The 25,162-nt window shown below is 52.0% G+C and carries 22 protein-coding genes; 15 read left to right on the top strand and 7 right to left on the bottom strand.

From position 1 onward, the window contains the following. Position 1: 1 nt before the first annotated feature. On the bottom strand, positions 2 to 1,453 hold the full coding sequence (locus QWY82_RS03525; RefSeq protein ID WP_290259958.1) for a glycosyltransferase family 39 protein: 1,452 nt from the start codon (positions 1,451 to 1,453) through the stop codon (positions 2 to 4). Positions 1,454 to 1,707: 254 nt separating this feature from the next. Between QWY82_RS03525 and QWY82_RS03520 the strand changes: the two genes are divergently transcribed. Continuing rightward, positions 1,708 to 3,411: a GGDEF domain-containing response regulator gene (locus tag QWY82_RS03520; protein ID WP_290259956.1), complete on the top strand. Its 1,704-nt coding sequence runs from the start codon at positions 1,708 to 1,710 to the stop codon at positions 3,409 to 3,411. Between the two features lie 22 nt (positions 3,412 to 3,433). Here QWY82_RS03520 and QWY82_RS03515 read toward each other — a convergent pair whose 3' ends face one another. Together QWY82_RS03515 and QWY82_RS03510 are read right to left on the bottom strand one after the other, a co-directional pair. After that, positions 3,434 to 4,927 (bottom strand): YifB family Mg chelatase-like AAA ATPase, encoded by a 1,494-nt coding sequence (locus QWY82_RS03515; RefSeq protein ID WP_290259954.1) that lies wholly within the window; start codon positions 4,925 to 4,927, stop codon positions 3,434 to 3,436. A 72-nt stretch (positions 4,928 to 4,999) separates the two neighbouring features. Continuing rightward, positions 5,000 to 5,218, bottom strand: coding sequence for an accessory factor UbiK family protein (locus tag QWY82_RS03510; RefSeq protein WP_290259952.1), 219 nt, complete (start codon positions 5,216 to 5,218; stop codon positions 5,000 to 5,002). 352 nt (positions 5,219 to 5,570) lie between these two features. Here QWY82_RS03510 and QWY82_RS03505 point away from each other — a divergent pair, with 352 nt between their 5' ends. The 4 genes from QWY82_RS03505 (at position 5,571) to QWY82_RS03490 (ending at position 8,442) form a co-directional block, all read left to right on the top strand. Continuing rightward, the gene (locus QWY82_RS03505) at positions 5,571 to 6,224 is read left to right on the top strand and encodes a TorF family putative porin (protein ID WP_290259950.1); all 654 of its coding nucleotides are present in this window, start codon (positions 5,571 to 5,573) and stop codon (positions 6,222 to 6,224) included. Between the two features lie 60 nt (positions 6,225 to 6,284). Continuing rightward, positions 6,285 to 6,623 carry a P-II family nitrogen regulator gene (locus QWY82_RS03500; protein WP_290259949.1) on the top strand — a complete coding sequence of 113 codons (339 nt, stop codon included), beginning with the start codon at positions 6,285 to 6,287 and terminating at the stop codon, positions 6,621 to 6,623. A 47-nt stretch (positions 6,624 to 6,670) separates the two neighbouring features. Further along, positions 6,671 to 7,918, top strand: a complete 1,248-nt coding sequence (locus tag QWY82_RS03495; protein ID WP_290259947.1) for an ammonium transporter — start codon at positions 6,671 to 6,673, stop codon at positions 7,916 to 7,918. Between the two features lie 185 nt (positions 7,919 to 8,103). Continuing rightward, positions 8,104 to 8,442, top strand: a complete 339-nt coding sequence (locus tag QWY82_RS03490; RefSeq protein WP_290259945.1) for a P-II family nitrogen regulator — start codon at positions 8,104 to 8,106, stop codon at positions 8,440 to 8,442. A 3-nt stretch (positions 8,443 to 8,445) separates the two neighbouring features. On the opposite strand, the gene QWY82_RS03485 is transcribed toward QWY82_RS03490, so the two are convergent. Continuing rightward, positions 8,446 to 9,141 (bottom strand): 2-thiouracil desulfurase family protein, encoded by a 696-nt coding sequence (locus QWY82_RS03485; RefSeq protein WP_290259943.1) that lies wholly within the window; start codon positions 9,139 to 9,141, stop codon positions 8,446 to 8,448. A 426-nt stretch (positions 9,142 to 9,567) separates the two neighbouring features. Here QWY82_RS03485 and QWY82_RS03480 point away from each other — a divergent pair, with 426 nt between their 5' ends. Next, positions 9,568 to 9,924 carry a hypothetical protein gene (locus QWY82_RS03480; protein ID WP_290259941.1) on the top strand — a complete coding sequence of 119 codons (357 nt, stop codon included), beginning with the start codon at positions 9,568 to 9,570 and terminating at the stop codon, positions 9,922 to 9,924. Positions 9,925 to 9,977: 53 nt separating this feature from the next. Here QWY82_RS03480 and QWY82_RS03475 read toward each other — a convergent pair whose 3' ends face one another. After that, positions 9,978 to 12,299, bottom strand: coding sequence for a Tex family protein (locus QWY82_RS03475; RefSeq protein ID WP_290259940.1), 2,322 nt, complete (start codon positions 12,297 to 12,299; stop codon positions 9,978 to 9,980). 226 nt (positions 12,300 to 12,525) lie between these two features. Between QWY82_RS03475 and QWY82_RS03470 the strand changes: the two genes are divergently transcribed. The 4 genes from QWY82_RS03470 to QWY82_RS03455 all read left to right on the top strand — a co-directional run bounded on the left by QWY82_RS03470 (position 12,526) and on the right by QWY82_RS03455 (position 18,561). Further along, entirely contained in the window at positions 12,526 to 13,722 is a 1,197-nt protein-coding gene (locus QWY82_RS03470; RefSeq protein WP_290259937.1) for an efflux RND transporter periplasmic adaptor subunit, read from the top strand. After that, positions 13,719 to 16,829, top strand: a complete 3,111-nt coding sequence (locus QWY82_RS03465) for an efflux RND transporter permease subunit (protein ID WP_290259935.1) — start codon at positions 13,719 to 13,721, stop codon at positions 16,827 to 16,829. The genes QWY82_RS03470 and QWY82_RS03465 overlap by 4 nt, the downstream gene beginning before the upstream one ends. 94 nt (positions 16,830 to 16,923) lie before the next feature. Then, positions 16,924 to 17,655, top strand: coding sequence for a substrate-binding periplasmic protein (locus QWY82_RS03460; RefSeq protein ID WP_290259933.1), 732 nt, complete (start codon positions 16,924 to 16,926; stop codon positions 17,653 to 17,655). Positions 17,656 to 17,694: 39 nt separating this feature from the next. After that, on the top strand, positions 17,695 to 18,561 hold the full coding sequence (locus QWY82_RS03455; protein WP_290259931.1) for a DMT family transporter: 867 nt from the start codon (positions 17,695 to 17,697) through the stop codon (positions 18,559 to 18,561). Between the two features lie 14 nt (positions 18,562 to 18,575). On the opposite strand, the gene QWY82_RS03450 is transcribed toward QWY82_RS03455, so the two are convergent. Both QWY82_RS03450 and cysQ read right to left on the bottom strand, forming a co-directional pair. After that, entirely contained in the window at positions 18,576 to 18,791 is a 216-nt protein-coding gene (locus tag QWY82_RS03450) for a hypothetical protein (protein ID WP_290259930.1), read from the bottom strand. A 145-nt stretch (positions 18,792 to 18,936) separates the two neighbouring features. After that, positions 18,937 to 19,698 carry a 3'(2'),5'-bisphosphate nucleotidase CysQ gene (gene cysQ, locus QWY82_RS03445; protein WP_380736122.1) on the bottom strand — a complete coding sequence of 254 codons (762 nt, stop codon included), beginning with the start codon at positions 19,696 to 19,698 and terminating at the stop codon, positions 18,937 to 18,939. A 147-nt stretch (positions 19,699 to 19,845) separates the two neighbouring features. Here cysQ and QWY82_RS03440 point away from each other — a divergent pair, with 147 nt between their 5' ends. The 5 genes from QWY82_RS03440 (at position 19,846) to QWY82_RS03420 (ending at position 25,135) form a co-directional block, all read left to right on the top strand. After that, a complete protein-coding gene (locus QWY82_RS03440; RefSeq protein ID WP_290259928.1) occupies positions 19,846 to 21,075 on the top strand; it encodes a sensor domain-containing diguanylate cyclase in 1,230 nt (409 codons plus the stop codon). Positions 21,076 to 21,194: 119 nt separating this feature from the next. After that, positions 21,195 to 21,923: a GMP/IMP nucleotidase gene (yrfG, locus tag QWY82_RS03435; RefSeq protein ID WP_290259926.1), complete on the top strand. Its 729-nt coding sequence runs from the start codon at positions 21,195 to 21,197 to the stop codon at positions 21,921 to 21,923. After that, positions 21,916 to 22,305, top strand: coding sequence for an RNA-binding S4 domain-containing protein (locus tag QWY82_RS03430; protein ID WP_290259924.1), 390 nt, complete (start codon positions 21,916 to 21,918; stop codon positions 22,303 to 22,305). The genes yrfG and QWY82_RS03430 overlap by 8 nt, the downstream gene beginning before the upstream one ends. Positions 22,306 to 22,376: 71 nt before the next feature. Next, the gene (gene hslO / locus QWY82_RS03425) at positions 22,377 to 23,288 is read left to right on the top strand and encodes an Hsp33 family molecular chaperone HslO (protein ID WP_290259922.1); all 912 of its coding nucleotides are present in this window, start codon (positions 22,377 to 22,379) and stop codon (positions 23,286 to 23,288) included. 293 nt (positions 23,289 to 23,581) lie between these two features. Next, positions 23,582 to 25,135, top strand: coding sequence for a phosphoenolpyruvate carboxykinase (locus QWY82_RS03420; protein ID WP_290259920.1), 1,554 nt, complete (start codon positions 23,582 to 23,584; stop codon positions 25,133 to 25,135). Positions 25,136 to 25,162: the final 27 nt, after the last annotated feature.

The following is a 25,162-nucleotide window of genomic DNA, read 5'->3' as shown; positions in this document are numbered from 1 at the left end:
TCTACGATTGAGTGGGCCAAATGCACCGGTAAAAATGAAAAACTTGGGCCTTGTTGCCGGCAATTGTCGTGGTTATATGATCAATCGGTTGGCAAGCGCCCTGTTCAAGTTTCACGTTAGGCGGCTCGATGTGTCGTGTTGGCTGAATTAATATGCCTCGGTCGCCGGGTGCCCAAGTGCCAAACCATTGATCGAATTGGCTGGTTTTACCGCGTATGTCGCGCACTGGCTCAGGCCGAGCGTACCAAGCGAGCGGTTCGGCGTAGTGCCAATTGTAAACCATCAGGGTCGGCAAGTGCGTATTCTCGCCCTTACTTTGTAATTCTGTGACCCAGGCCTGCTGGAGTGTTAATCCGTGTTTTGCTGCTTTATCCCAGCCAATTTGCCGCTTGAGCGGGTGTTTGTAGTCATCGAGGCTAACCCAGGGCAAGGCAATGACGAGCAGTGCGGTTACTGCTAACAGTGACGCCCAGGCGTAGATGGCAAGGCGCAGTTTCTTTGTCATCGGCCAGAGCTGCAATACACAAAACGCCAGCGCGGGGGTTAAGGCTAACCAAGATGCGTAGGTCCAATGCGGCGATGAGCGTCCACTCCCTGCCTGCAAGAAAAAAAGTAAAAAGGTGGGTAGGGCCCAAGCCAGCGCTAAGCCCAGGCTTTTTTTCTGGTGCGCATCAAGCTGCCGAGCGCCGATAAACAGCAGCAGAAAAAACGGTGAATAAGTGGCTAACTGGGCAGCCAGCGCGCTCGCGAGAGCCATTGTAGACCAGCTGCCATCGCCCCCTTGATAGGCGGTTTGGAAGCGGAAGCTTAGCCAGTTGTTGTCTAGATTCCACACCAGCACCGGGCTGACTAATAGCATGGCTATGGCCCCAGCGACCCAGAGCTTTGGGGAGAGTAGCCAGCGCCCGCCGCGCCCGCCCAACCAGAGTGCTATGGGCAGAGAAATGACTAAGGTGATTGCCGTATATTTCGACAGGCCGGCGGCGCCTAAGTAGACTCCCAAGCCCAGCCAGGCGGCCCAACTGTCGCGTTCGATAATCTTTAATAGGAACAAAAACGCTAAGCAGGAAAATAATGCTAGGGGCAAATCTGGCGCGGCCATGAAGACGATGTAGCTAATAGGCAGCAGTTGAAGCAACCAGGCCAGCGCCACATCGATATGGGTTGATTTGGGGTAAAGCCTAAGGGCAATGGCCACTAAGGTGTATTGGGTCGCCAGTGTGAGCAGTATGGGCACCAGCCTGAGCGATAGCTCGGAGCTGCTAAAAATTTGTACTACACCTTGTAGCCAGCCCATAAGGGGTGGGTGGTCTACGTAACTTAGCTGCAGGTAGTAGCCATAGAGCGCATAGTGCGCCTCGAAAAACATCAGCGGTAAGGTTGCCGCCATTAACAGGTGTAGCAAGGAAAAACCGAGCAGAATTTGGTGGGTCTTTTTCGTTATTGTTGGCACGACTATAAATCCAGTGGTCAAAGGGCGATGCTAACAGCCCGTGTTTATTTCGTCATTAGTACAGAACAAAGTGTTAGGTATACACCATTCATGCCACTAATTTGCTATATGGGGGGTTTAATTATTCCACTTATCTCTGGCCTGCGTTAGAGTCGCAATTTGCATGGCTATTGATTTTTATAGGTTCAATAGTGACTAGGGAAAGCACAATAAATTAAAGGATGCAGGCTGCCCGCTCGGGCAACGGCGATACCATGGATACCCATATCAGGCTGTTATTAATCGACGATGAACAGGTGGAATACCTGTTGATTGGTAGCCTATTGTCTGACGTTTTCCACACAGCTTATGAAATTACCTGGTTACCCAAGCTAGAAGACGCGCTGCCGGAAATATTGTCTGACAATTACGATGTCATTCTGCTCGATTACCAGTGGCATAACGGTAGTGCGAAAGATTTGATTTTGGCTGCCCGCAACATGGGTGCCAAGGTGCCTATTTTGGTGATGACCGATGAGATGGAGGCCGACGTCGATCGCGAGGCTTTGAGCGTTGGCGCGGCGGACTACCTCATTAAAGGTAAAATTGACGCCCAGCTGCTCGAGCGCACTATGCGTTACGCCATTGAGCGCAAAGCGAATGAAATAAAATTATCCGAACTAGCTCACTACGACTCTTTAACCGGTGTTAGCAACCGCATTCTGTTTCGCGATCGGCTCGATCATGCGGTTGACCTAGCTAAGCGCGGCGACCATCCATTTACCCTGATGTATTTAGACCTCGATGGCTTTAAACCAGTCAACGATTGCTATGGGCACGATGTTGGCGACATGCTGATTCGGGAAACGGCGCAGCGGTTACAGGGCTGCGTGCGCTTGAGCGATACCGTCGCACGGGTGGGTGGCGATGAGTTCACTCTGCTGCTCGACGATATGCACAGCACCACCGATATGGCGCACTTGGCGGAAAAGGTTATCGACGCTATCTCTGCCCCCTTTGCACTTGCCGGGATGGACATCACGGTGGGTTGTAGCGTCGGCATCGCGCCCTATCGCCCGGGAGCGGATGGCGAAAGTTTGCAGCGTCAGGCCGACATGGCCATGTACCGGGCCAAGCAAGCCAGTGGCAACCAATACTGTTTCTATGCCGAGAGTATGGATAACGATGCGCGCCGGCTTTTACAGCTAGAGCAAGAGTTGCGCCGGGGCTTAAGTCGGGGTGAAATCACTGTTTACTACCAACCTCGCATCGATACCGTAACCGGTGAAATCTGCGGTTTGGAAGCGCTGGCGCGCTGGCGCCATCCCGCGCGCGGTCTATTGACGCCAAGTGACTTCCTCGCGGTGGCCGACAGCAGCGGCCTAGTGGTTGATATGGGGCACCAAATTCTCGATATCGTGTGTCGCGATGTGCAAACCTTAAAACAGGTTGGCTTGGGTGATTTGTTGATGTCGGTGAACTTGTCGCGGCGCCAGTTGCGCGACGACAATCTAACTGAACAGGTGATCGCCACCTTGGATCGCCATGGCCTGCGCGGTAGCCAACTGGAGTTTGAACTGCCAGAAAATGCTGTAATGGGCGATGTGGCGCTAGCGACCGAGGCATTGGGTACCCTTGCCATTACCGGCGCCAGTTTTTCCTTGGACGACTTCGGCTCCGGCATGTCCTCGCTAGCCACCTTGCAAAGGTTGCCTTTCTCGCGGGTTAAAATTGACCGGCAATTGGTCTCGGGCATTACCCAAGATAGAGACCAACACGCCTTGGTTATGGCCGTTATCCAGCTGGCGCACAGCTTAAAATTAAGTACCGTGGCCGAGGGTGTGGAGACAGCCGAGCAGCTCAAGCGTCTGCGCGAGTTGGGTTGCGATGAGGTGCAGGGGTTTTGGTTGGGTTCGCCCCAGCCAATGGCCGACATTCTGCGCTTGCTGCAGGTGGATACCGCCTCGCTCGAAGTCTAGTGTGCCTAGAATAAGTTGTACGCTAGGCCATTGGCCTGTCTAGGCGTCGATAACTAACCGCCTCCGCTAAGTGAGCGTCTTGCAACTGTTCGCAATGGGCAAGGTCTGCCAGGGTGCGCGCCACGCGAATGATGCGGTGCCAAGCCCGTATGGAGAGCCCAAGCTTATCCATCGCCGCCGATAAATAGGCGTGTTGGTTTTCGGTTAATGGGCAGAGCTGGTCGAGCTCCTTAGCCGTTAACGCCTGATTGGTTTTACCCTGCCTTGCCAGTGCTCGCTGGCGCGCTTTAATCACTCGGGTTAGCACGTCTGCACTGGTCTCTTCGTCGCTCTCACCCCTGAGTTGGTCTGCGTGTATGCCTCTAACCGGTACGTGCATATCGATACGGTCTAACAGCGGGCCGGACAAGCGCATACGGTAGCGCCGGACTTGGTCGGGCGTGCAGCGGCAGCGCCCTTTACCGTCGCCGAAATAGCCGCAGGGGCAGGGATTCATTGCGGCAACCAGCTGAAATTGGCAGGGAAACACCGCCTGTGCTTGCGCCCTAGCGATGCGCACCTCGCCATTTTCCAGGGGTTCGCGCAAGACTTCGAGGACGGGGCGAGAGAATTCCGGCAGCTCGTCTAAGAACAGAACGCCGCGGTGAGCCAGCGATATTTCGCCCGGTTTAGGTTGCGAGCCGCCGCCCACTAAAGCCGGCGCCGAGGCGGTGTGGTGGGGGTGGCGGAATGGCCGCTCGCGCCAGCGGTGCGGTGCTCCAGCCACCGAATGAATGAGGGCAATGTCCAGAGCCTCGTCGTCACTCAAGGGTGGCAACAAGGTGTTTAAGCGGCTCGCCAGCAAGGTTTTACCGGTGCCCGGCGGGCCGTAGAACAGTAAATTATGTTGCCCTGCTGCAGCAATTTCTAGTGCTCGTCGGGCTTGGGGCTGGCCGCGTACATCGGCTAAATCTTGACTAGTGGGTATCGGCTCGGCGGGTTTTGAAGTGCAGGCTTTGAGCTGGCTGCGCCCGTGTAAGTGAGCGCACACTTCCAGCAGATTGCTTGCCATTAAGGGTGAGGCTTGGCTATACAGCGCCGCTTCGTGGCTGTTATCGGCGGGCAGTATTAGTTGCCGACCCTCGGCGTGGCTGGCGATAACCGCCGGTAGGCAAGCCGATATCGGCCTTAGTTCACCGGATAGTGCCAGCTCGCCAACGCACTCCACGTGGGCGAGGGCCTGCACCGGAATTTGACCCGATGCGGCCAGGATGCCCAAGGCAATGGGTAAATCAAAGCGACCACCCTCTTTCGGCAAATCGGCCGGTGCCAAGTTAATGGTGATGCGTCGGCTGGGAAATTCGAAGTGGCTGTTGATGAGCGCGCTGCGCACCCGATCTTTGCTTTCTTTCACCGCGGTTTCTGGCAGGCCAACAATGGCTAAACCGGGCAGGCCGTTAGATAGGTGAACCTCAACTTCAACTACGGGTGCCTGAATACCCGAGCGGGCGCGAGAGTGAACAATGGCCAATGACATAGACGCTCCTTGTCTGTCTTAGTGGTAGTTGCTTAAGGGCCCCTTTCCTTTCCAGAAGTGCCCATCAACCCGTTAAAGCTTAGCTTGTAATTCCGCCAACTGTTTCTCTAGCTGCTCGAGCTTGGCGCGAGTGCGCAGTAATACCGCCTGCTGGGCATCGAATTCTTCCCGGCTGACCAAGTTGAGTTTAGCGAGCATGGATTGCAGTAGCGCTTTGGCTTCACTGGCGCCGACTGGGGCATGATCCTGTAAGCGTTGACGAAAATCGTTGATGAAATCTTGAGGCTGCATGATTAAGTCCTGAGTGAATGCGCAAATATTAACGCGAAACCGGGTGTTATTTGCGTTTTAAATTCGATCTAGGGGGGCAAATTGCTTTTCTATTCATGCGCGAGGCCAGTGCGCAACATATCGGTGCGGCGGCATATTTCGGTGCACCAACTTGGCGCCTTGGCACTTTAATCTTTATTTCAAAGCTCAACCTTTGATTCGATATTTAATTGTAACGTATTGTTTTTTAATGACTTTATTGTAGTTGGCAAGGCTTTTGTATAGACACAAGTACCTGAATTACAGGCGGCTAAATAAATCATCAAGCTTGTTTAGCTCAAAACAAAAAACGACATCCCAAAGGAAGAGACACATGAAATTGGTTGCCAAATCTTTATTAGCTTCAGCTGTTCTTGCCGCTAGCACCCTTGCAGCACCCACCATGGCCGCAGACGTTAGTGCCAATGTAGGGTTCAATTCTGAGTACTTTTACCGTGGTATATACCAGGCGGAGTCTTCGGCCAATGCTGGTGTAGATTTAGAAAGCGGCGGCTTTTATTTAGGTACATGGGCTGCTGATGTTGGTGACGGCATTGAAGTCGACATTTACGGTGGATATACCTTCGAAGCCAGCGACTCCATGTCATTCACCGTAGGCTTCACCGATTACGAATACACAGGTGATTTTGATACTTATTATCGTGAAATCAACTTGTCTGCCACTTTTGGTTTTCTGACTGTTGGCTACTCTGACGGTGTTCATGGTGTTGATGACGGCGACGATGAAGACTACGGTTTCTGGGAAGTTACGGCAGAGCACAATGGCTTTTACGGAAAAGTTGCAGGCTTTACCAAAGATGCGGAAGGTGAATACATCGAACTGGGTTACGGTGCCACCGTTTCGGACATCGACTTGGGCGCGGCTCTTATCATCAACAGTGAAGAACTGAATGCCTACGAACCTGGCGTAAAAGAAGGCACGGGTTCAGCTCTGATCTTCTCTGTTAGCAAATCTTTCGATCTCTAATAACAATGCGCGCCCGTCTTCAAGCGGGCGCTTTCTCCCCCCTCTTATGGAGTGAAAGCGATGAAGCTGATTACAGCCGTTATCAAGCCCTTCAAGTTGGACGCAGTGCGCGAAGCGCTGTCTGAAAATGGTGTGCAGGGTATTACCGTTACTGAAGTAAAAGGTTTTGGCCGTCAGAAAGGCCACACCGAGCTCTACCGTGGCGCCGAATACGTTGTCGACTTTTTGCCAAAAACCAAAGTCGAAGTGGCTGTTGGCGACGCTCAAGTGGATGTGATTGTTGAAGCCATTACCAAAGCTGCAAACAGCGGCAAAATTGGCGACGGCAAAATATTTGTTTCGCCCTTGGAGCAGGTTATCCGCATTCGCACCGGTGAAACAGGCGAAGAAGCGCTTTAGAGCCTCGCCGATAAAAATTAACTGATAAAACTTCTTCGGAGAGACTCATGGAAAATGATATTTTTCAGCTCCAGTACGCCCTAGATACCTTTTACTTTTTGGTGTGTGGCGCGCTGGTAATGTGGATGGCAGCTGGTTTTGCCATGTTGGAAGCGGGCTTGGTTCGCTCGAAAAACACCACCGAAATTTTGACTAAAAACGTGGCACTGTTTGCCATTTCTTGCACCATGTACATGATTTGCGGCTACGCCATTATGTATAAAGGTATGGCGTCCGAGTGGTTCTTCTTGGGTGACATTTTAGGTTCTGGCGTGGTTGAAGGCGGCGAAGAAAATGCCACCTACGCACCCTCGGCAGACTTCTACTTCCAAGTGGTCTTTGTGGCCACGGCAATGTCTATCGTCTCTGGTGCGGTTGCCGAGCGTATGAAGTTGTGGGCCTTCTTGGCGTTCGCTGTGGTTATGACCGGTTTCATCTACCCAATGGAAGGTAGCTGGACTTGGGGCGGCAACCCAGTGTTTGGTTTGTACACCCTGGGCGACCTTGGTTTCTTAGACTTTGCCGGTTCGGGCATCGTGCACATGGCAGGTGCTGCAGCAGCCTTGGCCGGTGTCTTGGTACTAGGTGCGCGCAAGGGTAAATATACTGCCGATGGAAAAGCCGTTGCGATCCCCGGTGCAAACTTACCCATGGCCACCTTAGGGACCTTCATCTTGTGGATGGGCTGGTTCGGCTTCAACGGCGGTTCTGTTCTAGCAACGGCGTCTGTGGATAGCGCCAACGCGGTTGCGGTGGTCTTCATGAACACCAATGCGGCGGCTGCCGGTGGTTTGATTGCCGCGCTAATGCTGGCTCAAGTGTTATTTGGCAAAGCCGATTTGACCATGGCACTTAACGGCGCCTTGGCGGGCTTGGTAGCTATTACTGCGGGGCCTGATACGCCAACGGTGTTACAGGCAACGTTGATTGGCGCCGTGGGTGGTTTGATCGTTGTTGGATCAATTCTGACCCTAGACAAGCTTAAGATCGATGACCCAGTGGGTGCGATTTCTGTGCACGGTGTGGTTGGTTTGTTTGGCTTGATGGTTGTGCCAATGACCAATGGCGACTCAAGCTTCTCTGGTCAGATTATTGGCGCGCTCACTATCTTCGGTTGGGTATTCCTGACCAGCTTAGCGGTTTGGTTCCTGCTCAAGTTGGCGATCGGTATTCGCGTAACTGACGAAGAAGAGTACAACGGTGTCGATCTATCCGAGTGTGGTATGGAAGCTTACCCAGAGTTTACCGGTAAGTAACGTCCCTCCTAGCCATCTCTGATGGCTGCAGAATCCGGCTATAATGAGGTTTGCCCTCCTATAGCCGGATTTTTTTTGCACCAAATTTGAGCAGGGAGCAAATTTGTTTCACTAGCGGGTGATTTTGTAATCCCGAGCGTGTAATGTTTCGCCACTCCACTGATGGCAAGAATAAGGAATCCCACATGAAGTTGATCACAGCAGTCATCAAGCCTTTCAAACTAGACGATGTGCGCACAGCGTTATCAGATGTCGGTGTGCAGGGTATGACCGTGACAGAAGTTAAAGGCTTCGGCCGGCAGAAAGGCCACACTGAGCTCTACCGTGGCGCCGAATACGTTGTTGATTTTTTACCCAAGGTAAAACTCGAGCTGGCCGTCGACGATGGCATGGTAGAGCAAGCCGTCGAAGCGATTACCAAGGCGGCGCACACCGGAAAAATAGGCGACGGTAAAATTTTTATTACGCCGCTGGAAGAAATTATTCGTATTCGCACCGGTGAAACCGGCGCTGAAGCGGTTTAATTGTTACCTTTGTAAGACAAAAGGCAGGGGCTCTAAATAGTGGAGCTCCGCCGATTCACCGCTCAGATTCCGCGCAATTTCTCCTAGGCCTAATGCCGGTAATTGATGCATGGCATTGGCCTCGTTCAAATACGCCAACCATTCCTCGGTTAACAGTTTCAGCCTAAGTGCCAAGGCCAGTTGGCATAAGCGCAAAAAGTACACACAACTTTGCGCGTTGTGCAGCTGTTCTTCGGATACAAGCAATAATCTCGCTTGATGCTGGCGTAATTGTTGTACCCATAAACCGTCGCCCAGCGTCAAGATATCCCCTTGGTGATTAAACAGCGGACTTGATTGAATACCGCAGCTGGGTGAGCGCGCCTTCAGAATCGCGGCCACGGCCGTGTGCGCTGGCTCGCTTGCAGCCAGCTTGTGGCAGGTAACTTCAAGCTGATTGCTGAGCGGTTGCCCTGACTCGGCGAGCGCTATGATGTCGGCGCCGGCCATGCTTTGTCGTCGAATGGCGGGTCTAGGTACGCCCATACCGGCGGCCATTTCCGGGCAGAGGGCTGTGGCGGCAATATGCGGCAGTAACAGCTGTACGATGGGTGCGTGTTGCTTGTGCGCGCCGTCATAACGCACAGGGTCGCCCAGCAGACATTGGCTGAGCAATATCGGGGGTTTGGTTAAGCTGATGGGCGCAAGGTCTGGTGTCATGACACAACTTGGTATGGGCTGAACCTTTCAATTTACCGCAAATTTACGAAAAAATAGCGAAAAAGCGCTGAACTATTTTCCCCTTTGGCCGATTTGAACTATATGTATTAGCACTGGCTGGGTTGTTTCCTCACTGGAACAGTTTTTGGTTTTTAGATCAAGCGCAACACACCTTGCCCATTTATCGCTGTTAAATGTAATCAAATGCACCAGCATTTGAACATGGCTGATTTTCAAAGGGCTTATGGGGTCTAGGGTTACCCCAAGTAACACACTGATTAGGTGGTGCGAAAATCAGAAATAAATTTTACTTTGGCACTTGCAGAATCGCGCCAAAGACATTAAAAATCGCACATGGCAGGGTATCAGGCTAAACCTAGAGAAAGCTGCCATGAGAACAGTTTCAACCGTTGTTAGGTGATGCATATGGCTACCAGAAAACCCAAAAAATCTTCGGCTGTGATCGACGAGCCTGAAGAAGCCGTTGAAGTCGGCGTAGAGGCTGTTGACGATTCCGATGATGAAGAAAGCTCGGACTACTCGGCGTCTTCCGAATTCGACAGCGATACCGACTCGGACGACGATGGTCCAAGCGCTGCAGCTGCTTCCGACGATCACTTGGTGGATTACTCCGTTAAGTCTCGAGAAATGGCCCGGCAAACTCTTAACGATCAAATTGCGGAGTTTTTAGCGCGAGGCGGTCAGATCAATCACATTGACAATAATGTCACTGCAGATCCACCGCGCAAGCCAACCAGTAACTATGGTTCTCGACCCATCTGATTGTTGCATAAAAAAACCCACCTTAGCGGTGGGTTTTTTTATGCGTTAAATGCTTACAAGCGATTGTTTTTATTCTTAGCTTGCGCAAACAGGGCGGCCATTGTGCCCTGTGTCGCCGGCTGAGAGGCCGGTGCTGAGCGCGTTTGTTGTTGTCTTGCTGAGGGCTTTCGACCACCGGCGCCAGCGCCAGTCACTTTTTCGCCCGGCTGATCGTCCATGCGCATAGATAAAGCAATGCGCTTGCGCGGGATATCCACTTCCATCACCTTTACTTTTACTATGTCGCCGGCCTTAACCACTTCGCGCGGGTCTTTGACAAAGGTGTTGGAGAGCGCAGAAATATGCACTAAGCCGTCTTGGTGTACGCCGATATCGATAAAGGCGCCGAAGTTGGTTACGTTGGTGACAGTGCCTTCGAGAATCATGCCCGGCTCTAAGTCCTTTAACTCTTCTACACCGTCGGTAAATTGCGCGGTCTTGAACTCAGGCCGCGGATCGCGCCCGGGTTTGTCCAGTTCTTTGAGAATATCGGTAATGGTGGGTAAACCGAATTTTTCGTCGACGAAATCTTTGGCGTTGACCGAGCGGAGGAAATGCGTATCGCCGATAATGCCTTTCAAATTGCGGCTTTGGCTGCCCGCAATGCGCTCCACCACGGCATAGGTTTCCGGGTGCACGCCAGAGCTATCCAAGGGGTTTTCGCCGTCCCGTATACGCAAGAAGCCGGCCGCTTGCTCGAAAGTTTTTTCGCCCAAGCGAGGTACTTTCTTAAGTTGATCGCGGCTGACGAAGGCACCGTTGGCATCGCGAAATTCAACGATGTTGTTAGCCAGTGTTTGGTTTAAACCCGACACCCGTGCCAGCAGCGCGCTGGAGGCAGTGTTCACTTCCACGCCCACGGCGTTTACACAATCTTCCACCACCGCGTCGAGCGAGCGCGCTAACTGCACCTGCGATACATCGTGTTGGTATTGGCCCACACCGATAGATTTCGGATCGAGTTTTACCAATTCCGCCAGTGGATCTTGCAGTCGACGGGCAATGGAAATAGCGCCGCGAATGGTGACGTCTAAATCGGGAAATTCTTTCGCGGCGAATTCAGAGGCTGAGTAAATGGACGCCCCAGCTTCGTTCACAATCACCTTTTGCGCTTGAATATCCTTGTGTGCCTTTAACACATCGCCAACAAATTTATCGGTTTCGCGCGAGGCTGTACCGTTGCCGATGGCAATTAAACCGACGTTATATTTTTTACACAAAGCCACCAGCATCATCTCGGCTTCGCGAATGCGATTTTGCGGTGGCGTTGGGAACATGGCGCCGTGGTCTAGCACCTTGCCGGTGGCGTCGACCACGGCAACCTTCACGCCGGTGCGCAAACCCGGGTCTAGGCCGATGGTGGCCTTTTGGCCCGCGGGTGCGGCGAGCAACAGATCTTTTAAATTGGAGGCGAATACCTGAATGGCGCCCTCTTCTGCGCGCTCGCGCACTTCGCTAAACAAATCCGTTTCGAGGTGGGTTAACAATTTAACCCGCCAGGTCCAGCGCACGCATTCGGCCAGCCACTTGTCGGCGCTGCGACCCAGATCTTTGACCTGCCAAAACTCGGCTACCATCGGCTCGCATGGGTGAGAAAGGCGATTCGCCTCTTCGTCGCCCACGGTCATCGCGAGGTTGAGAATGCCTTCGTTGCGGCCGCGGAATAATGCCAAGGCGCGGTGCGACGGAATATCTTTTAAGGCTTCGGAGTGCTCGAAGTAATCGCGGAACTTAGCGCCTTCTTGCTCTTTACCGTCCACTAATTTGGCAGTGATTGACGCCTCGGCTTTGAGAAAATCGCGCAGTTTGCCTAATAGCTGGGCATCCTCGGAAAACTTCTCCATTAAGATCTGCTTGGCGCCGTCGAGTGCCGCTTTGGCATCGTCAATTTTGTGTTCCGGATTGAGGAATTTTGCGGCTTCTGTTTCTGGGTCTAGGCTTGGGTCCGCCAATAGGCCTTCGGCCAAAGGTTCCAGACCGGCTTCCTTGGCAATCATGGCCTTAGTGCGGCGTTTGGGCTTGTAGGGTAGGTATAAATCTTCGAGTACGGTCTTGGTGTCGGCGGCGAGGATTTGTTTGGCCAACTCGTCGGTTAATTTATCCTGTTCTTTGATACTCTTTAAGATGGCAGCACGTCGATCTTCGAGTTCGCGCAGGTAGCGCAGGCGGTCTTCCAGGTTGCGCATCTGGGTGTCATCTAGGCCGCCGGTAACCTCTTTGCGGTAGCGGGAGATAAAGGGCACAGTGGCGCCTTCGTCGAGCAAAGCCACCGCTGCTGTTACTTGCGCTTCATTTACTGACAATTCTTCTGCAATGCGCAGGGAGATGCTCTTCATGCTTACCTCAATCAATCGCGTTTAGCTCGGGTGCCTGCTGGCACTTGTTGGCGGCATTATGCGCAAATCACTCGCTAAAAACAGTCTTGTATTTGCATTGAGTTTGTGGCGGTCGACAGCGGTCACAAACAGGGCTGATCTGGGTTGTGTCAATTTGCGTAAAGTCGTGGTTGTTTAGTGCCAAAAATGCCTACAATTCGGTCACAAATTCCTGCTAGGACCTTTTATGTCACTGATTAAACGCCTACCCCTTTGGTTAGTCATTGTGCTGTCGGGGGCGATGGTGGCGCTGCTGTTACACCTGCTCAAGCCCAGCCCCAAGCCCAAACCGCCGCTCGCGCCGAGTCTGCCCCAAGTGAAGGTGGTACAGGCCAACCCAGCAGCTTTGGCGCTGCCAGTACACAGCCAGGGCACGGTGGCGCCCAGGCGGGAAATAGACCTAGTGGCCGAAGTGGCTGGAAAAATTGTCTCGGTGGCTCCGAATTTTGTCTCAGGTGCGTTTTTTACCGAGGCGGATATCCTAGTCAATATCGATAGCGCTAATTACTTGCTCGCGGAAATTCGTGCGGCGGCGAAAGTCGCCGACGCCCAGCAATTATTCGCGTCAGAGAAAGGCCGGGCACTACAGGCCAAGCGCGAATGGCGCGATCTCGGCAACGAAGATGCCAATAAATTGTTTTTACGGGTGCCTCAACTCGCGGCCGCCGAAGCAGCTGTAAGCTCGGCAAAAGCCGACCTGGCCCAAACTCAACTCGATATCGCGCGCACCAACATAGCGGCGCCCTTTTCCGGTCGTATCCGCGAGACATATGTCAATCTCGGCCAATACGTTTCGCCAGGTACCAAAATAGCGCGCATTTTCGATAGCGAAGTGGTTGAAGTACGACTGCCCATTACCGATGCGCAGGCGGCGCTACTGGCGTTGACCTTGGGCTTTCACGCCGGCTCAGCACTGGGCCCAAAAGTTGAATTAATTGGCACAGTGGCCGGTAAAGAGGTTCGTTGGCCAGGGCGAATAACGCGAACCGAAGCGAGCTTAGATACGAAAACGCGGATGTATCACGCCATTGCGGAAGTGGTAAAAAGTGAATTGGGTGCAGAGGCTATTGCACCTGTTGTGGGTTTATTTGTGGACGCGAAAATAGACGGGCGTCTGATTGACGATGTTATTCAATTGCCGCGTTCGGCCTTAGTTAAAAACAATTTACTGCTGGCGCTGGATGACAACAACCGCGTTGTGGAGTTGAGCGCAAAAGTACTGTCGAAGACCAGTAATCAGGTATGGCTGCAGGCTGATCTGCAGCCTGGCGCTTGGGTGATAACCGAACGGCAGGGGTATTTGCAGCCAGGTTTAAAAGTTGAGCCGCTAGTGCAGCTTGAACCTGACGCGCAGTACGAGGCCGAGGTGCAGACTAGGCCATGAATAAAATTATTCAGTGGTTTGTTGAAAACCCCATCGCCGCAAATTTATTGATGATCCTTATTCTGTTGTGCGGCGCACTTAGCATTGCCAAAACAGATAAAGAAGTCTTTCCCGGTGCCCTCGCCAACAGTATTGAGATCAATGTGCCCTACCCTGGGGCTGGGCCGCGAGAAGTCGAAGAGCAAATTTGCATTCGCATCGAAGAGGCGCTGGCCTCTTTGGATGGGGTAAAAGAAATTACCAGTAAGGCGGTGCAAAACTCCGGCACCGTCATTGTGGAAATCACCAGTGGCTACGACACCCAGCGATTGCTAAACAATGTTAAGACCAAAGTGGACAGCATTACGACCTTTCCAGTGGATGCTGAGCGGCCGCAAATACGCGAGCGCTTGTTTCAAAGTGAACTTATAAGCATCGCGCTCTATGGCGATGTGGACGAGCGTGCACTTAAAGAAACAGCACAGTGGGTGCGCGATGAAATTTCGCTATTACCCAGCGTCACAATTGTGGAGATTGATGGCACCCGCAGCGACGAAATGGCGATTGAGTTGGAGGAAACCACGCTGCGTAATTACAACCTAACCTTTGCCCAAGTTGTATCGGCCATTCAAACGTCGTCGCTAAATTTACCGGCTGGGGTGATCAAAAGTAGCCAAGGCGACGTGCAAATACAGACCCGCGGTCAGGCCTACGATGAACAGGATTTTGCTGCCATTGTGGTGGCGGTGCAGGAGGATGGCTCCAAGCTATTTCTCAGCGACATTGCCAGTATTATCGATGGCTTCACCGAAACCGATGTTGTGGCCAGATTTCAGGGCAAGCCCGCGGCGTTTATTGAACTCTACGTGACGGAAAACCCGAATGTTTTGGCCACGGCTGAGGTGGTAACACATTATTTGGCCGAGGTTAAAGATCGCCTACCTGCGGGCGTCAACATAGAAATCAGCCGCGACTGGTCGAAAACGTTCGTTGGCCGCTTAAATTTATTGACCAGTAATGCCGTCAGCGGCTTGCTACTGGTTTTTGTTGTGCTTATGCTATTTTTGCGGCCGGCCTTAGCGCTATGGGTATGCGCCGGCATATCGGTTGCCTTCGCCGGTGCTATGTGGTTGTTACCCTTGTTTGGTGTCAGCTTTAACATGCTGTCGCTGTTTGCCTTTTTGTTAATACTCGGCATTGTGGTAGACGACGCGATTATTGTGGGTGAAAGTATTTACACGTCGCAACAGCATGGTCTGCAGGGCAACGCCTCTGCAGCGGGAGGTGCCAAGCAAGTGGCAGGGCCGGTTTTTTTTGCCGTCGTGTCAACCATGATTTTCTTCGTGCCCATGTTGTATGTGCCCAATGCCCTGGGTGATATTGTCTACCCAATACCGGTGATTGTGATTGCCTGTTTGGCTTTTTCATTGATTGAATCCATGTTCATTTTGCCCAGTCACTTGGCGCATTTGAAACCGGAAACAGAAAGCCGCTTTGCCGCGATGAGAAAGTTAAATGCTTTTCGCGGTCAATTGTCCGAGCGCATGACGTCGTTCGCCAGAGATCAATATCAGCCTTTTATTGAGCGTTGCCTGCGCAATACTTCCGTGCCTATCGCCGTGTTTGTGGCGTTATTTTTAATTGTCATGTCGATCTATAGCAGCGGCTGGATTAAGCAATCGTTTATGCCGCAGGTGCCCAGTGATTTCATCAGAGCCAACGTGGTGCTCGAAGAGGGGTTGCCGTTCGCGCACGCGCAATTAACCTTGGCGAAAATAGAGGCCGCCGCCGAGCAGCTTAAGCAGGATGAGAAATTAATTGCTGCCAATAATGGCGACAAAAATTTTATTCGCTCGATCGAGGCATGGGCGACGGCAACTCAGGTGCGAGTGCGGTTGGCGCTCGAAGATGCTGAATACCGCAGCGTCAGCTCGCCTTTGGTTGCCGCTCGCTGGCGCGAGTTGATCGGCCAGGTGGACAGGGCACAAGATTTCGATGTGGGTTTCACCATTAATTCGCGCGATAAGGCGATTCGATTGCGAGTCGCCATTAATGAAAATGATTTGGAGCGGCAGCAGCAGGCATTGAATGCGGTTAAACAAGCGCTAGCGCAATACCCAGGCGTTATAGACGTTAAAGATAGCTTGCAAACGGCACGCAACGAATTAGAACTGTCGTTACTCAATAATGCGGAACTGCTTGGCTTGAGTTTGCAAGATGTGGCGCGACAGGTACGGCAGGGTTTTTACGGCGATGAAGCGCAGCGTATTCCACGCGGCAAAGAAGATGTGCGGGTTATGGTGCGTTATGTGCGCGAAGAACGCGAAAGCGCAGATAATCTCGGTAACATTCGCATTCGCACCGCCGCCCAACACGAAGTGCCACTGGAGACGGTGGCGCAAATCGACTTTGTTAAAGGCTTTAGTGAAATCAATCGTATCGATCGTCAGCGGTCGAATTCTGTGACCGCTGAATTAGATGGCGATAGCAGCGCCGAGGCGTTTGCCATAGTGCAAGATTTAATGCAGCGCAATGGCGATAACTGGCGCAAAACCTACGCTGGCTTTAGTTTAAGTGTCGATGGCGATTTGAAGGCGCAAAATGAATTTTTAGCTGAATTGGTGCGCGACTTTTTTATATCACTACTCGTGATCTACGCCTTAATGGCCATTGCTTTTAGATCTTACGGTCAGCCTTTGTTAGTGATGTCCGCAATTCCCTTCGGGTTTATGGGCGCGGTGCTGGGGCATTTATTGATGGGGCGCGAGATCAGCATGCTTTCTATGTTGGGATTCTTGGCCTGTGCCGGCGTGGTGGTGAACGACAATTTAGTGCTAATCGACCGGATTAATCAGCTGCGTAAACAGGGTTTTGACGTCGCCAAAGCCGTGGCGCAAGCCGGGCAAGATCGTTTTAGGGCCATTGTTTTAACCTCGGTAACTACCTTCGTTGGGCTTGTACCCATTATGGCGGAGACCAGTGTGCAGGCGCGCTTTCTCATTCCCATGGTGATTTCACTGGCCTTTGGGGTTTTGTTGGCGTCCGCGGTGACTTTAATCTTGGTGCCAAATCTGTACTTGGCTGGGTATAAGTTAAAGTACTGGGTGAGGGAGCGAGTGTTTGCTTGATCTGTTGTAACAAGGGGCGAAATTTGAGGCTAGCCATACGCACTTTTTAGTCATTTGTGCTATTTTGTCGATTCATCTCAATACGCCTTATCTTATGCGACATACAATACTTACATGGGCTTTGTGCGCATTTATTAGCGCGCCAACCCTAGCTCAGACGTCGCTCGAGGGGCACTTTGTTGCCCCTCGCGTGCCGCTCCATTTAGAGCTCGATAAGTCGGGTTTTCTGATCGCTATGCATCAATGGCTTATGGCTAGAGCCGTTGTTCAGTCCGATTTAACAGTGGTGCCTGGCGGGCGCGCAACGGCAATGTTCGAGGCGGAAAAAGTTGATGGGCTCTACCCATCTTGGATTTCTGCAAAATATAAAGTCAATGCGCTCTACACTGCGCCATTTATGCAGGTAGATCATTTCATTTACTCGAAGCCTGGCGCTGCGGCTTTTTCTAAACTGGCGGATTTAAAAGGCCGTCGGCTTGGGTTAATTCAACACTATCAATTACAGCTAGATTTCGCCGCCCAGGAAGATCTCTTTATTACCTATGCGAGAAATAGCCAGACACTGATGACGCTCTTGCTTAGCGGCCGGGTGGATGCGGTAATTTTAAGTGATATAGAAGTCAATGCTTTACAAAAAGCGATGCAGATCGAGGCGCTCAGCGTCGATCCTTCAGCGGTTCTGTTGACTAAACATTTGGGTTACGTCTTGCATGATAATGCCAAGGGTAGAGCGTTGCATGAGCGTATTAACGCCGCCATTGTTGAAGCGCAAAATACAGGTGCCCTGTCGGCCTATTTGAACAATGCGGTGCAGGGCTTTAAGTAATTTTTTCTAGCTAGGGCGCCTACTATTTTCTCATCTGATTTGCAACGTGCCATCGCGTTTTCACTGTTGACGTCTTTTGTCGCGAGCCTTGTCGCTGCCGGGTCGAAACTCGCGGCACAGCATGTATCTGTCCATATGGTGGTATTTAGCCAATATTTGGTTGGCTTTTGTTTGTATTTACCCCTACTGATAAAACGCGGCACTGGCGCATTTCAAACTCAGCGCTTGGGGCTGCACCTGGGGCGTGGCTTAGCCGGCTTGGGGGCTTTTTATGCCTACTATTCCGCTATTTTGCATGTGCCCTTAATAGATGCCACTTTACTGCGCAACAGCGCGCCCTTGCTCGTGCCCTTGTTAGCCTTGTGGTTTCTGGGCATTCGGGTGCCGAGTAAGCGCTGGTGGCCTCTGGCTATTGGTTTTGCTGGGGTTTTAGTGATTCTGCGACCTTCGCCAGCGAACCTGAATATTTGGCATTTGGTAGGTTTTTCCGCTGCCTGGATGATGGCGGCATCTATGATAACCACACGCCTGCTCACGAAAACGGAATCTAACACCACGGTGCTGCTCTACTATTTCACCATTGCTCTATTGGTGAGCGCGCCTATGGCCATTTACACCGCGACCAGCGCCCCGCTTTGGGTTTGGTTGTTGCTTTTAGTATTGGGTTTAGGCTTGGCGCTAGCGCTCTGGCTTTATACCTTGGCCTATCGAGCCGCCAAGCCCAGTGTTTTATCGCCGGTGTCTTATATGAGCGTGGTGTTCGCCGGCGCCTGGGGCTGGCTGTTTTGGCTCGAGCTGCCGAGCCTGTGGAGCTTTATCGGTACCGCCTTGGTGGTGATTAGCGCCTGCGTTATTTTGTGGTTGGGCGACCCAGATACACCTGTAAGCCCAAGACCACCGGCTTAGTGCCTACTGGATGTTTAGCGCTCGCGCGGTAGCGACTTCAATACATTTTGCCGGCAGGCGATCATCTCTTTGTAGGTTTGCAGCATTGAAAAGTCCACCGGCCCGCTCTTCATGCGCAGCGCATCGAGTTGCCGCTCAAAGCCTGTAATTTCCTTAATGAGTTTTTCTTTTAGCCTGCTGGTGCGGTTGTAGCCGACGCCGATATGGCACTCATGTTTTTGTCGAGACATAAATTAGCTTTCCTTCAATACAGAGATCATCAATTGATCTGTCACTGAACAAGCATAGTTAAAAGCTCGCCAATGGCCTGAGTTTATCCAGACCATTCGGTTATTTGTATAGAGGGCAATTGGCGCAAATCGGCTCTAAGCTGCGCTAAAGGAGGTTTTGCCAAGGGTAGCGAGTGTCGCCTATGACATAGAAAAAGGGGTTCAAAATGTCGGATTTTTGGTTGTAGCGCAGAATTTTAAAGTCGGTGTCTACCACAACGCCGCCGGCCGCTTCGACGATGGCCTGAGCCGCTGCGGTATCCCACTCGCTGGTGGGCGCGAGCCGCGGGTAGAGGTCGGCTAGCCCCTCGGCGACCAAACACAACTTCAGGGAGGAACCCATGTTGCGGGTCTGCACAGGTTTACCGGTTAGTTTCTCGAGTTTCTGCATGAGCTGATCGACGGCCTTTGCACCGTGGTTACGGCTGGCCACTAAGGCGATGGGCTGGTCGGCTTTCAACGCCGCATCCACCTGGCGGCAGTGGATGGCGACTGGGCCGGAGCCAGTATCTTTAAATGCGCCGGTTAGGTAGTTACCCATATACATCACATCTTTGCAGGGCACATAAACCACCCCTAATACCGGCGCGCCATCGTCAATTAACGCGATATTAACGGTAAATTCGCCGTTGCGGTTGACGAACTCTTTGGTGCCATCGAGCGGGTCAATCAGCCAGTAGCGGTGCCAGCTGCCGCGCACATCATAGCTCGGTAGTTGAGATTCTTCAGACAAAACCGGTACCTCGTCCAACAAAGGGGCTAGGCCTTTGACAAGTATGTGATGGGCGGCTAGATCTGCTTCTGTGAGTGGTGAGCTGTCGGCCTTGTGCGTCACATCCAGCGCTTCGCTGCGTTGATAAACCGCCATGATGGCAGCACCTGCAGCGCGCGCCAGTTGGTTCAATTGTGGTTCTAAGGCCAGGAAATGTTGTTGTGTTAGCGGCTGCAAAGTAAGAGCTCCAGTGATGTTGAGCTATTCTAACTCAATTAGGCACATCAATTAGGGTAGATGATTGTGAGTCAGTGGTTTGCAAAACTTGGCGTGAGGCAAAAAATTCTGGCCGTTATCATTGTTACCATGGTGCTGGCTGTTTGCTTGTCTGGCCTCGCTTTTATTACCTATGACATGCGTCATCAACAGCAGGAGATGTTGGCCAATATTTCAGCGGTTGCACAGGTCACCGCGCAGCGAAGTAGCGCCGCCGTGGCCTTTCGCGATAAAAAGCGCGCCCTGGAAAATTTGCAATCTTTTGTTTTGGTTGAGGGGGTGCAAGCAGCCTGTTTGTATTCGTTAGAAACCAATCAGGCTATCGCGCAATGGCAATCGTCTGCAAAGATCGCTGACGTTCAATGTTATAAAGAAGCCTTAGCCGAGCCAGTTTTCGTTACAGATAATGAATTTCTCTTGGTGCTTCCCGTCGTCAGTCAGGCAACAACACTGGGCTATCTCTCCGTGGTTGGAAGCTTTAAACCGCTACTCAAAAGGGTTAAACGGGTGGCGTTGAGTTTGTTAATCATTAGTGTGCTGGCCAGTCTGTTTGCCTTTTTTTTGACGCGCCCGCTACAGCAAAAAATTTACCTGCCGATTGTGCATCTCGGTGAGGTTGCTCGCCTTATTGGCAAGCAGAGTGATTACACGGTACGCGCGGTGAAGACCTCCCCAGACGAGTTAGGGGATACGGTGGATGCGTTCAATAGCATGCTTAGCCGGCTGGAAGAAGATAAGGTGGCACTGGAAAAGCTGGCCTACTTCGACACCCTTACAGGCTTGCCGAATAGGCGGCTGTTTATGGAGAAGCTCGCGCGCGCCATTGCTCACGCGCGTATCAACAAATTATTTTTTGGCTTGGTCTTTATTGATTTAGATAATTTTAAATGGGTAAACGATAACTTAGGCCACGATCGGGGTGATTGGCTGTTAAAAATTGTTGCAGACCGAACCCGAAATGCGGTGCGGGATATGGATGTAGTGTGTCGTTTGGGTGGCGATGAGTTTACCGTGATACTACTTGAGCTTAATGATCGGGCGCAGGGTGAGGCGCTGTGTGAAAACATTCTGGCTGCACTACAGCCAAAAATCCAATTGGGTGATCACAGCCATCAGGCCGGTGCTAGCCTTGGTTTGGCCATATCCGATGGCTTTCATGAGACCATCGATGGGGTTATTAAAAAGGCGGATCTGGCAGTTTACCAGGCCAAGGCTGCAGGGAAGAACACCTATAGGGTCTACCGTGCCGGTTCTTGATAACAGCCTTGTATCAAATTCCTATTGAATGGCGTTGAAAAATTTCGATCGAGTTGTCTTTAGCTGCTATATTGCGTAGCTTGAATTCCCTAATTCGCCAGAAAATGTAAAGCCTTTTTATGCAAGCCATTAACCTAGATTGGAATGCCATCGATACCGTGCTACTGGATATGGACGGCACCTTGCTCGACCTGCACTTCGATAACTACTTTTGGTTAACCCATCTGCCGCTGCGCTACGCCGCTATCCACAATGTTTCTGACGCCGAAGCCCGCGACTATTTGACGTCGTGTATTAAAGGTCAGGAGGGCACGTTAAATTGGTATTGCTTAGAGTACTGGTCGCAAACGCTGCAGTTGGATATACGCGCGCTAAAAGATGAAATAAAACATAAAATTCAGGTGCGGCCTCACGTGGCGGAATTTTTACAGTTGTTAAAGGCCGCAAAAAAGAAAGTGATTTTAATTACCAATGCGCACCCTCAAAGTTTGTCGTTGAAACTTGAGGTGACGGCGCTCGATAAATGGCTAGATATTATTATTTCAAGCCATGAGTTTAAGGAGCCGAAAGAGGCACAGGCGTTTTGGTGCGAGTTGGTAAAGAAAGAAAAATTCACAGCGCAAAACGCCCTGTTTATCGATGATACCGTGCGCATCTTAGACTCGGCTAAAACCTTCGGCATCGGACATTTATTGTGTATTCATCAGCCCGACAGTCAAATCCATCGGCGTATTGATGACTACCCATCCATCGACCATTTCGATGAACTGTTTGCTGGCTTAAACGCTTCAGTGGCGCATATAAGTCGCGCCAATAATGACATCGGAACAGGTGCCAAGGGTGGATAAGTTGCGTTTAGATAAATGGCTTTGGGCGGCGCGTTTTTTTAAAACCCGCAGTCTAGCCAAGGCGGCGGTCGAAGGCGGTAAGGTAAAAGTCGATGGCGACAGGCCTAAGGTTAGCAAAGAGATTGCCGTGGGTATGATGTTGACGATTCGGCGTGGTTTTGACGAACAAGAGGTAGAAGTGCTGGCGCTGTCAGATCAGCGCCGGGGCGCGCCGGAGGCGGCGCTCCTGTACCAAGAGACAGACGCGAGCCTGAAATTGCGCAGTGAGGATGCCGCCTTGCGCAAGGCCAATGCCGGGGAAATTCACACAGAAGGCCGGCCGAACAAGAAACAGCGCCGGCAAATTCACCGTTTCGTGCGTAAAGTTGTGGATGAGGGTTAATAGGCCGCCACTAGGTGCCTATACTGAGTTGACGGGGTTAAAATAGCCTTTTTGCTTAGTGGTCTTTTCCCATGTCTGAGATACCTGTCACCGCTGAATCCAGTGCCAACGACTCAATCGCTCGCTTTTTGTTTGAGCAGAGCGATATCCGCGGCGAAGTGGTTACCCTTACTGATAGTTACGCTGAAGTGCTGGCCAATAACGCCCTACCCGCGCCGCTGCAAAACCTGCTCGGTGAATTCTTGGCGGCTGCGGCGCTGCTGTCTTCAACCCTTAAATTCGATGGCGTGATAACCCTGCAGGCCCAGGGCGATGGGCCCGTGCCCCTGATCATGGCCGAGTGCAATCACCACAAGGGCATACGCGGTATAGTCCGGCCGCCCGAGTCCGGCGAATTTCAATTAACCGATGACACCAGCTTGCAGGGCATTTTGGGCAAAGGCGTGCTGGCTATCACCATCGACCCCGATAAGGGCGAGCGCTATCAGGGCATAGTGCCCTTAGAGGCGCCTACCTTGGCCGGTTGCCTAGAAGCCTACTTTACCCAGTCCGAGCAATTGCCCACTCGGCTCTGGCTGATGGCCGATGGTCAGCGCGCTGGCGGGCTGTTTCTGCAGGCATTGCCTAAGCAGTTAGTAGCCGATGAGGAGCAGAATGCCGATCAATGGCAAACGGTGGTTACCTTAGCGAATACTGTAAAGCCGGATGAATTGCTTTATCTTGATCATTCACAGAAATTATATCTGCTATTCAATGAATTCAGCATTAGGCTGTTTGAACCGGCGCAATTGCAGTTCGATTGCACCTGTTCCGAGACCAGAAGTTTGCACGCGCTAGCTCAGCTAGGGCGGAGCGAGTTACAAGAAATACTTACAGATCAAGGGCATATAACGATTGATTGCCAGTTTTGCAATCAGCATTACCGCTTTGAACAGGCCCACATAGACGCATTGTTTAGCGGTGATGAACCGACCTTACATTGATATTGCCAAACTATAGTTTGGTTATTCGTAAACGTAACACTATCGCTCCGGTGAATGTTCTCTGGCATAATGCGCGACCTTAGAGATAGGGCAACACATAAAGACGTTGGGCGTTCGCTCAACATCACTAAAACCCAGGCATGAACTTGGGGCTATCCTGACTGTGGGCACCCGCTGCAGGCAGGGAAAGCGGCTACAGACCGCACCTGTGGAACGTCTATGTTGGCTTAACCAGCGAACACAATGGGCGGCCATAAATAGTTAACGCAATCACGCTGACAGGACGAGAGAAAATGACCCAAGCTACTGCGACCGTATATGCGGATCTTAGCTCAGCGCAGCTTATTGAAGAGGCGCTGAAACGCGGCGAAGGCCGTCTTACCAACACAGGTGCTCTACTGGCCGTAACCGGTGCCCGCACCGGCCGCTCGCCTGCTGATCGCTTTATTGTAAAAGAGCCCAGCACCGAAGCATCGATTGACTGGGGCAACGTAAACCGCCCATTCGATGGCGCAAAATTCGATGCGCTTTGGTCGCGCGTCGAAGCCTATTTGGCGGATAAAGATCGTTTCGTTTCCAGCCTACATGTGGCGGAAGACGAAAATCACTACATCCCCGTTAAAGTCACCACGGAAACCGCGTGGCACAACCTGTTCGCGCACAATATGTTCATCCGCACCAAAGCCTATAACCCAAAGGCCAAGGCTGAGTGGACTATCCTGCATGCGGCCAATTTTGAATGCGATCCAGCGCGCGATGGCACCAACTCAGAAGGCATAGTATGTATCAACTTTGCCCAGCGCAAAGTGTTGTTAGCAGGCATGAAATATGCCGGTGAAATGAAAAAATCGATGTTCTCTGTGCAGAATTTTCTTTTACCGGCGGCTGGCGTTATGCCCATGCACTGCTCGGCCAACGTCGGTAAAGACGGCGATACCTGTTTGTTCTTCGGTTTATCCGGCACCGGTAAAACCACCCTGTCGGCCGACCCAGAGCGCTACTTGATTGGCGACGACGAACACGGCTGGGCCAAGGGCGCTGTGTTCAATATGGAAGGTGGTTGCTACGCCAAAACCATCGACCTGTCGCAGAAAAATGAACCCGTGATTTGGGATGCCATTCGCTTTGGTGCCATTGTTGAGAACGTGGTGGTCAGCGAAGAAGAGCGGTTAGCCGATTACTGCGATACCAGCTTGAGCGAAAACGGTCGCTGCTCCTACCCACTCGAGCACGTTGAATTGCGGGTAGAAGAAAACCGCGCCGGCGAGCCGAAGAACGTCATCTTCTTAACCTGTGACGTGACCGGTGTTTTACCACCTGTGTCCATCTTGTCAAAAGAAGCGGCGGCCTACCATTTCTTGTCCGGCTATACCGCCCGTGTTGGATCGACCGAGCTAGGTGCAGAAGCGGGTATTAACCCAACTTTCTCCACCTGTTTTGGTGCGCCCTTCATGCCGCGTCCGGCGCGTGAATATGCCGAGCTGCTGATGCAGCGTATCGAAGAGTTTGGCGCCAAAGTGTACTTGGTTAACACCGGTTGGACCGGTGGCGCTGGCGGTGCTAATGGCACCGGCAAACGCTTCCCCATTCCGGTCACTCGCGCCGTTGTGGCAGCGATTCAAAACGGCTCACTCGAAGGCGCTGAAACAGAGCACTTGGCGGCGGTAAATTTGGATATACCAAAGGCCATAGCCGGCGTAGACGCCAAGTACTTAAATCCGCGCAAAGCGTGGAATAACGAAGCGGCCTACGACGAGCAAGCGGCAAAATTGGCGGGCTTATTCGCAAAAAATATCACAAAGTTCAAGGTATCTGCCGACGTAGAAGCGGCGGGCCCTCAGGCTTAATTGGCTGGGCAACCAGCAAAAAGTGGT

The sequence above is a fragment of the Simiduia curdlanivorans genome, assembly GCF_030409605.1.
Lineage (GTDB): Bacteria > Pseudomonadota > Gammaproteobacteria > Pseudomonadales > Cellvibrionaceae > Simiduia > Simiduia curdlanivorans.
This window is presented reverse-complemented; position numbering and strand designations above follow the sequence as displayed.

What these genes read in the sequence shown, in the direction of transcription:
- QWY82_RS03460 (WP_290259933.1), top strand. Translation starts at nt 16,924, where the DNA reads ATGCGACATACAATACTTACATGGGCTTTGTGCGCATTTATTAGCGCG.
- QWY82_RS03490 (WP_290259945.1), top strand. Translation starts at nt 8,104, where the DNA reads ATGAAGTTGATCACAGCAGTCATCAAGCCTTTCAAACTAGACGATGTG.
- QWY82_RS03480 (WP_290259941.1), top strand. Translation starts at nt 9,568, where the DNA reads ATGGCTACCAGAAAACCCAAAAAATCTTCGGCTGTGATCGACGAGCCT.
- QWY82_RS03485 (WP_290259943.1), bottom strand. Translation starts at nt 9,141, where the DNA reads ATGACACCAGACCTTGCGCCCATCAGCTTAACCAAACCCCCGATATTG.
- hslO (WP_290259922.1), top strand. Translation starts at nt 22,377, where the DNA reads ATGTCTGAGATACCTGTCACCGCTGAATCCAGTGCCAACGACTCAATC.
- QWY82_RS03465 (WP_290259935.1), top strand. Translation starts at nt 13,719, where the DNA reads ATGAATAAAATTATTCAGTGGTTTGTTGAAAACCCCATCGCCGCAAAT.
- QWY82_RS03495 (WP_290259947.1), top strand. Translation starts at nt 6,671, where the DNA reads ATGGAAAATGATATTTTTCAGCTCCAGTACGCCCTAGATACCTTTTAC.
- cysQ (WP_380736122.1), bottom strand. Translation starts at nt 19,698, where the DNA reads ATGGCGGTTTATCAACGCAGCGAAGCGCTGGATGTGACGCACAAGGCC.
- QWY82_RS03470 (WP_290259937.1), top strand. Translation starts at nt 12,526, where the DNA reads ATGTCACTGATTAAACGCCTACCCCTTTGGTTAGTCATTGTGCTGTCG.
- QWY82_RS03500 (WP_290259949.1), top strand. Translation starts at nt 6,285, where the DNA reads ATGAAGCTGATTACAGCCGTTATCAAGCCCTTCAAGTTGGACGCAGTG.
- QWY82_RS03475 (WP_290259940.1), bottom strand. Translation starts at nt 12,299, where the DNA reads ATGAAGAGCATCTCCCTGCGCATTGCAGAAGAATTGTCAGTAAATGAA.
- QWY82_RS03450 (WP_290259930.1), bottom strand. Translation starts at nt 18,791, where the DNA reads ATGTCTCGACAAAAACATGAGTGCCATATCGGCGTCGGCTACAACCGC.
- QWY82_RS03510 (WP_290259952.1), bottom strand. Translation starts at nt 5,218, where the DNA reads ATGCAGCCTCAAGATTTCATCAACGATTTTCGTCAACGCTTACAGGAT.
- QWY82_RS03520 (WP_290259956.1), top strand. Translation starts at nt 1,708, where the DNA reads ATGGATACCCATATCAGGCTGTTATTAATCGACGATGAACAGGTGGAA.
- QWY82_RS03515 (WP_290259954.1), bottom strand. Translation starts at nt 4,927, where the DNA reads ATGTCATTGGCCATTGTTCACTCTCGCGCCCGCTCGGGTATTCAGGCA.
- QWY82_RS03505 (WP_290259950.1), top strand. Translation starts at nt 5,571, where the DNA reads ATGAAATTGGTTGCCAAATCTTTATTAGCTTCAGCTGTTCTTGCCGCT.
- yrfG (WP_290259926.1), top strand. Translation starts at nt 21,195, where the DNA reads ATGCAAGCCATTAACCTAGATTGGAATGCCATCGATACCGTGCTACTG.
- QWY82_RS03420 (WP_290259920.1), top strand. Translation starts at nt 23,582, where the DNA reads ATGACCCAAGCTACTGCGACCGTATATGCGGATCTTAGCTCAGCGCAG.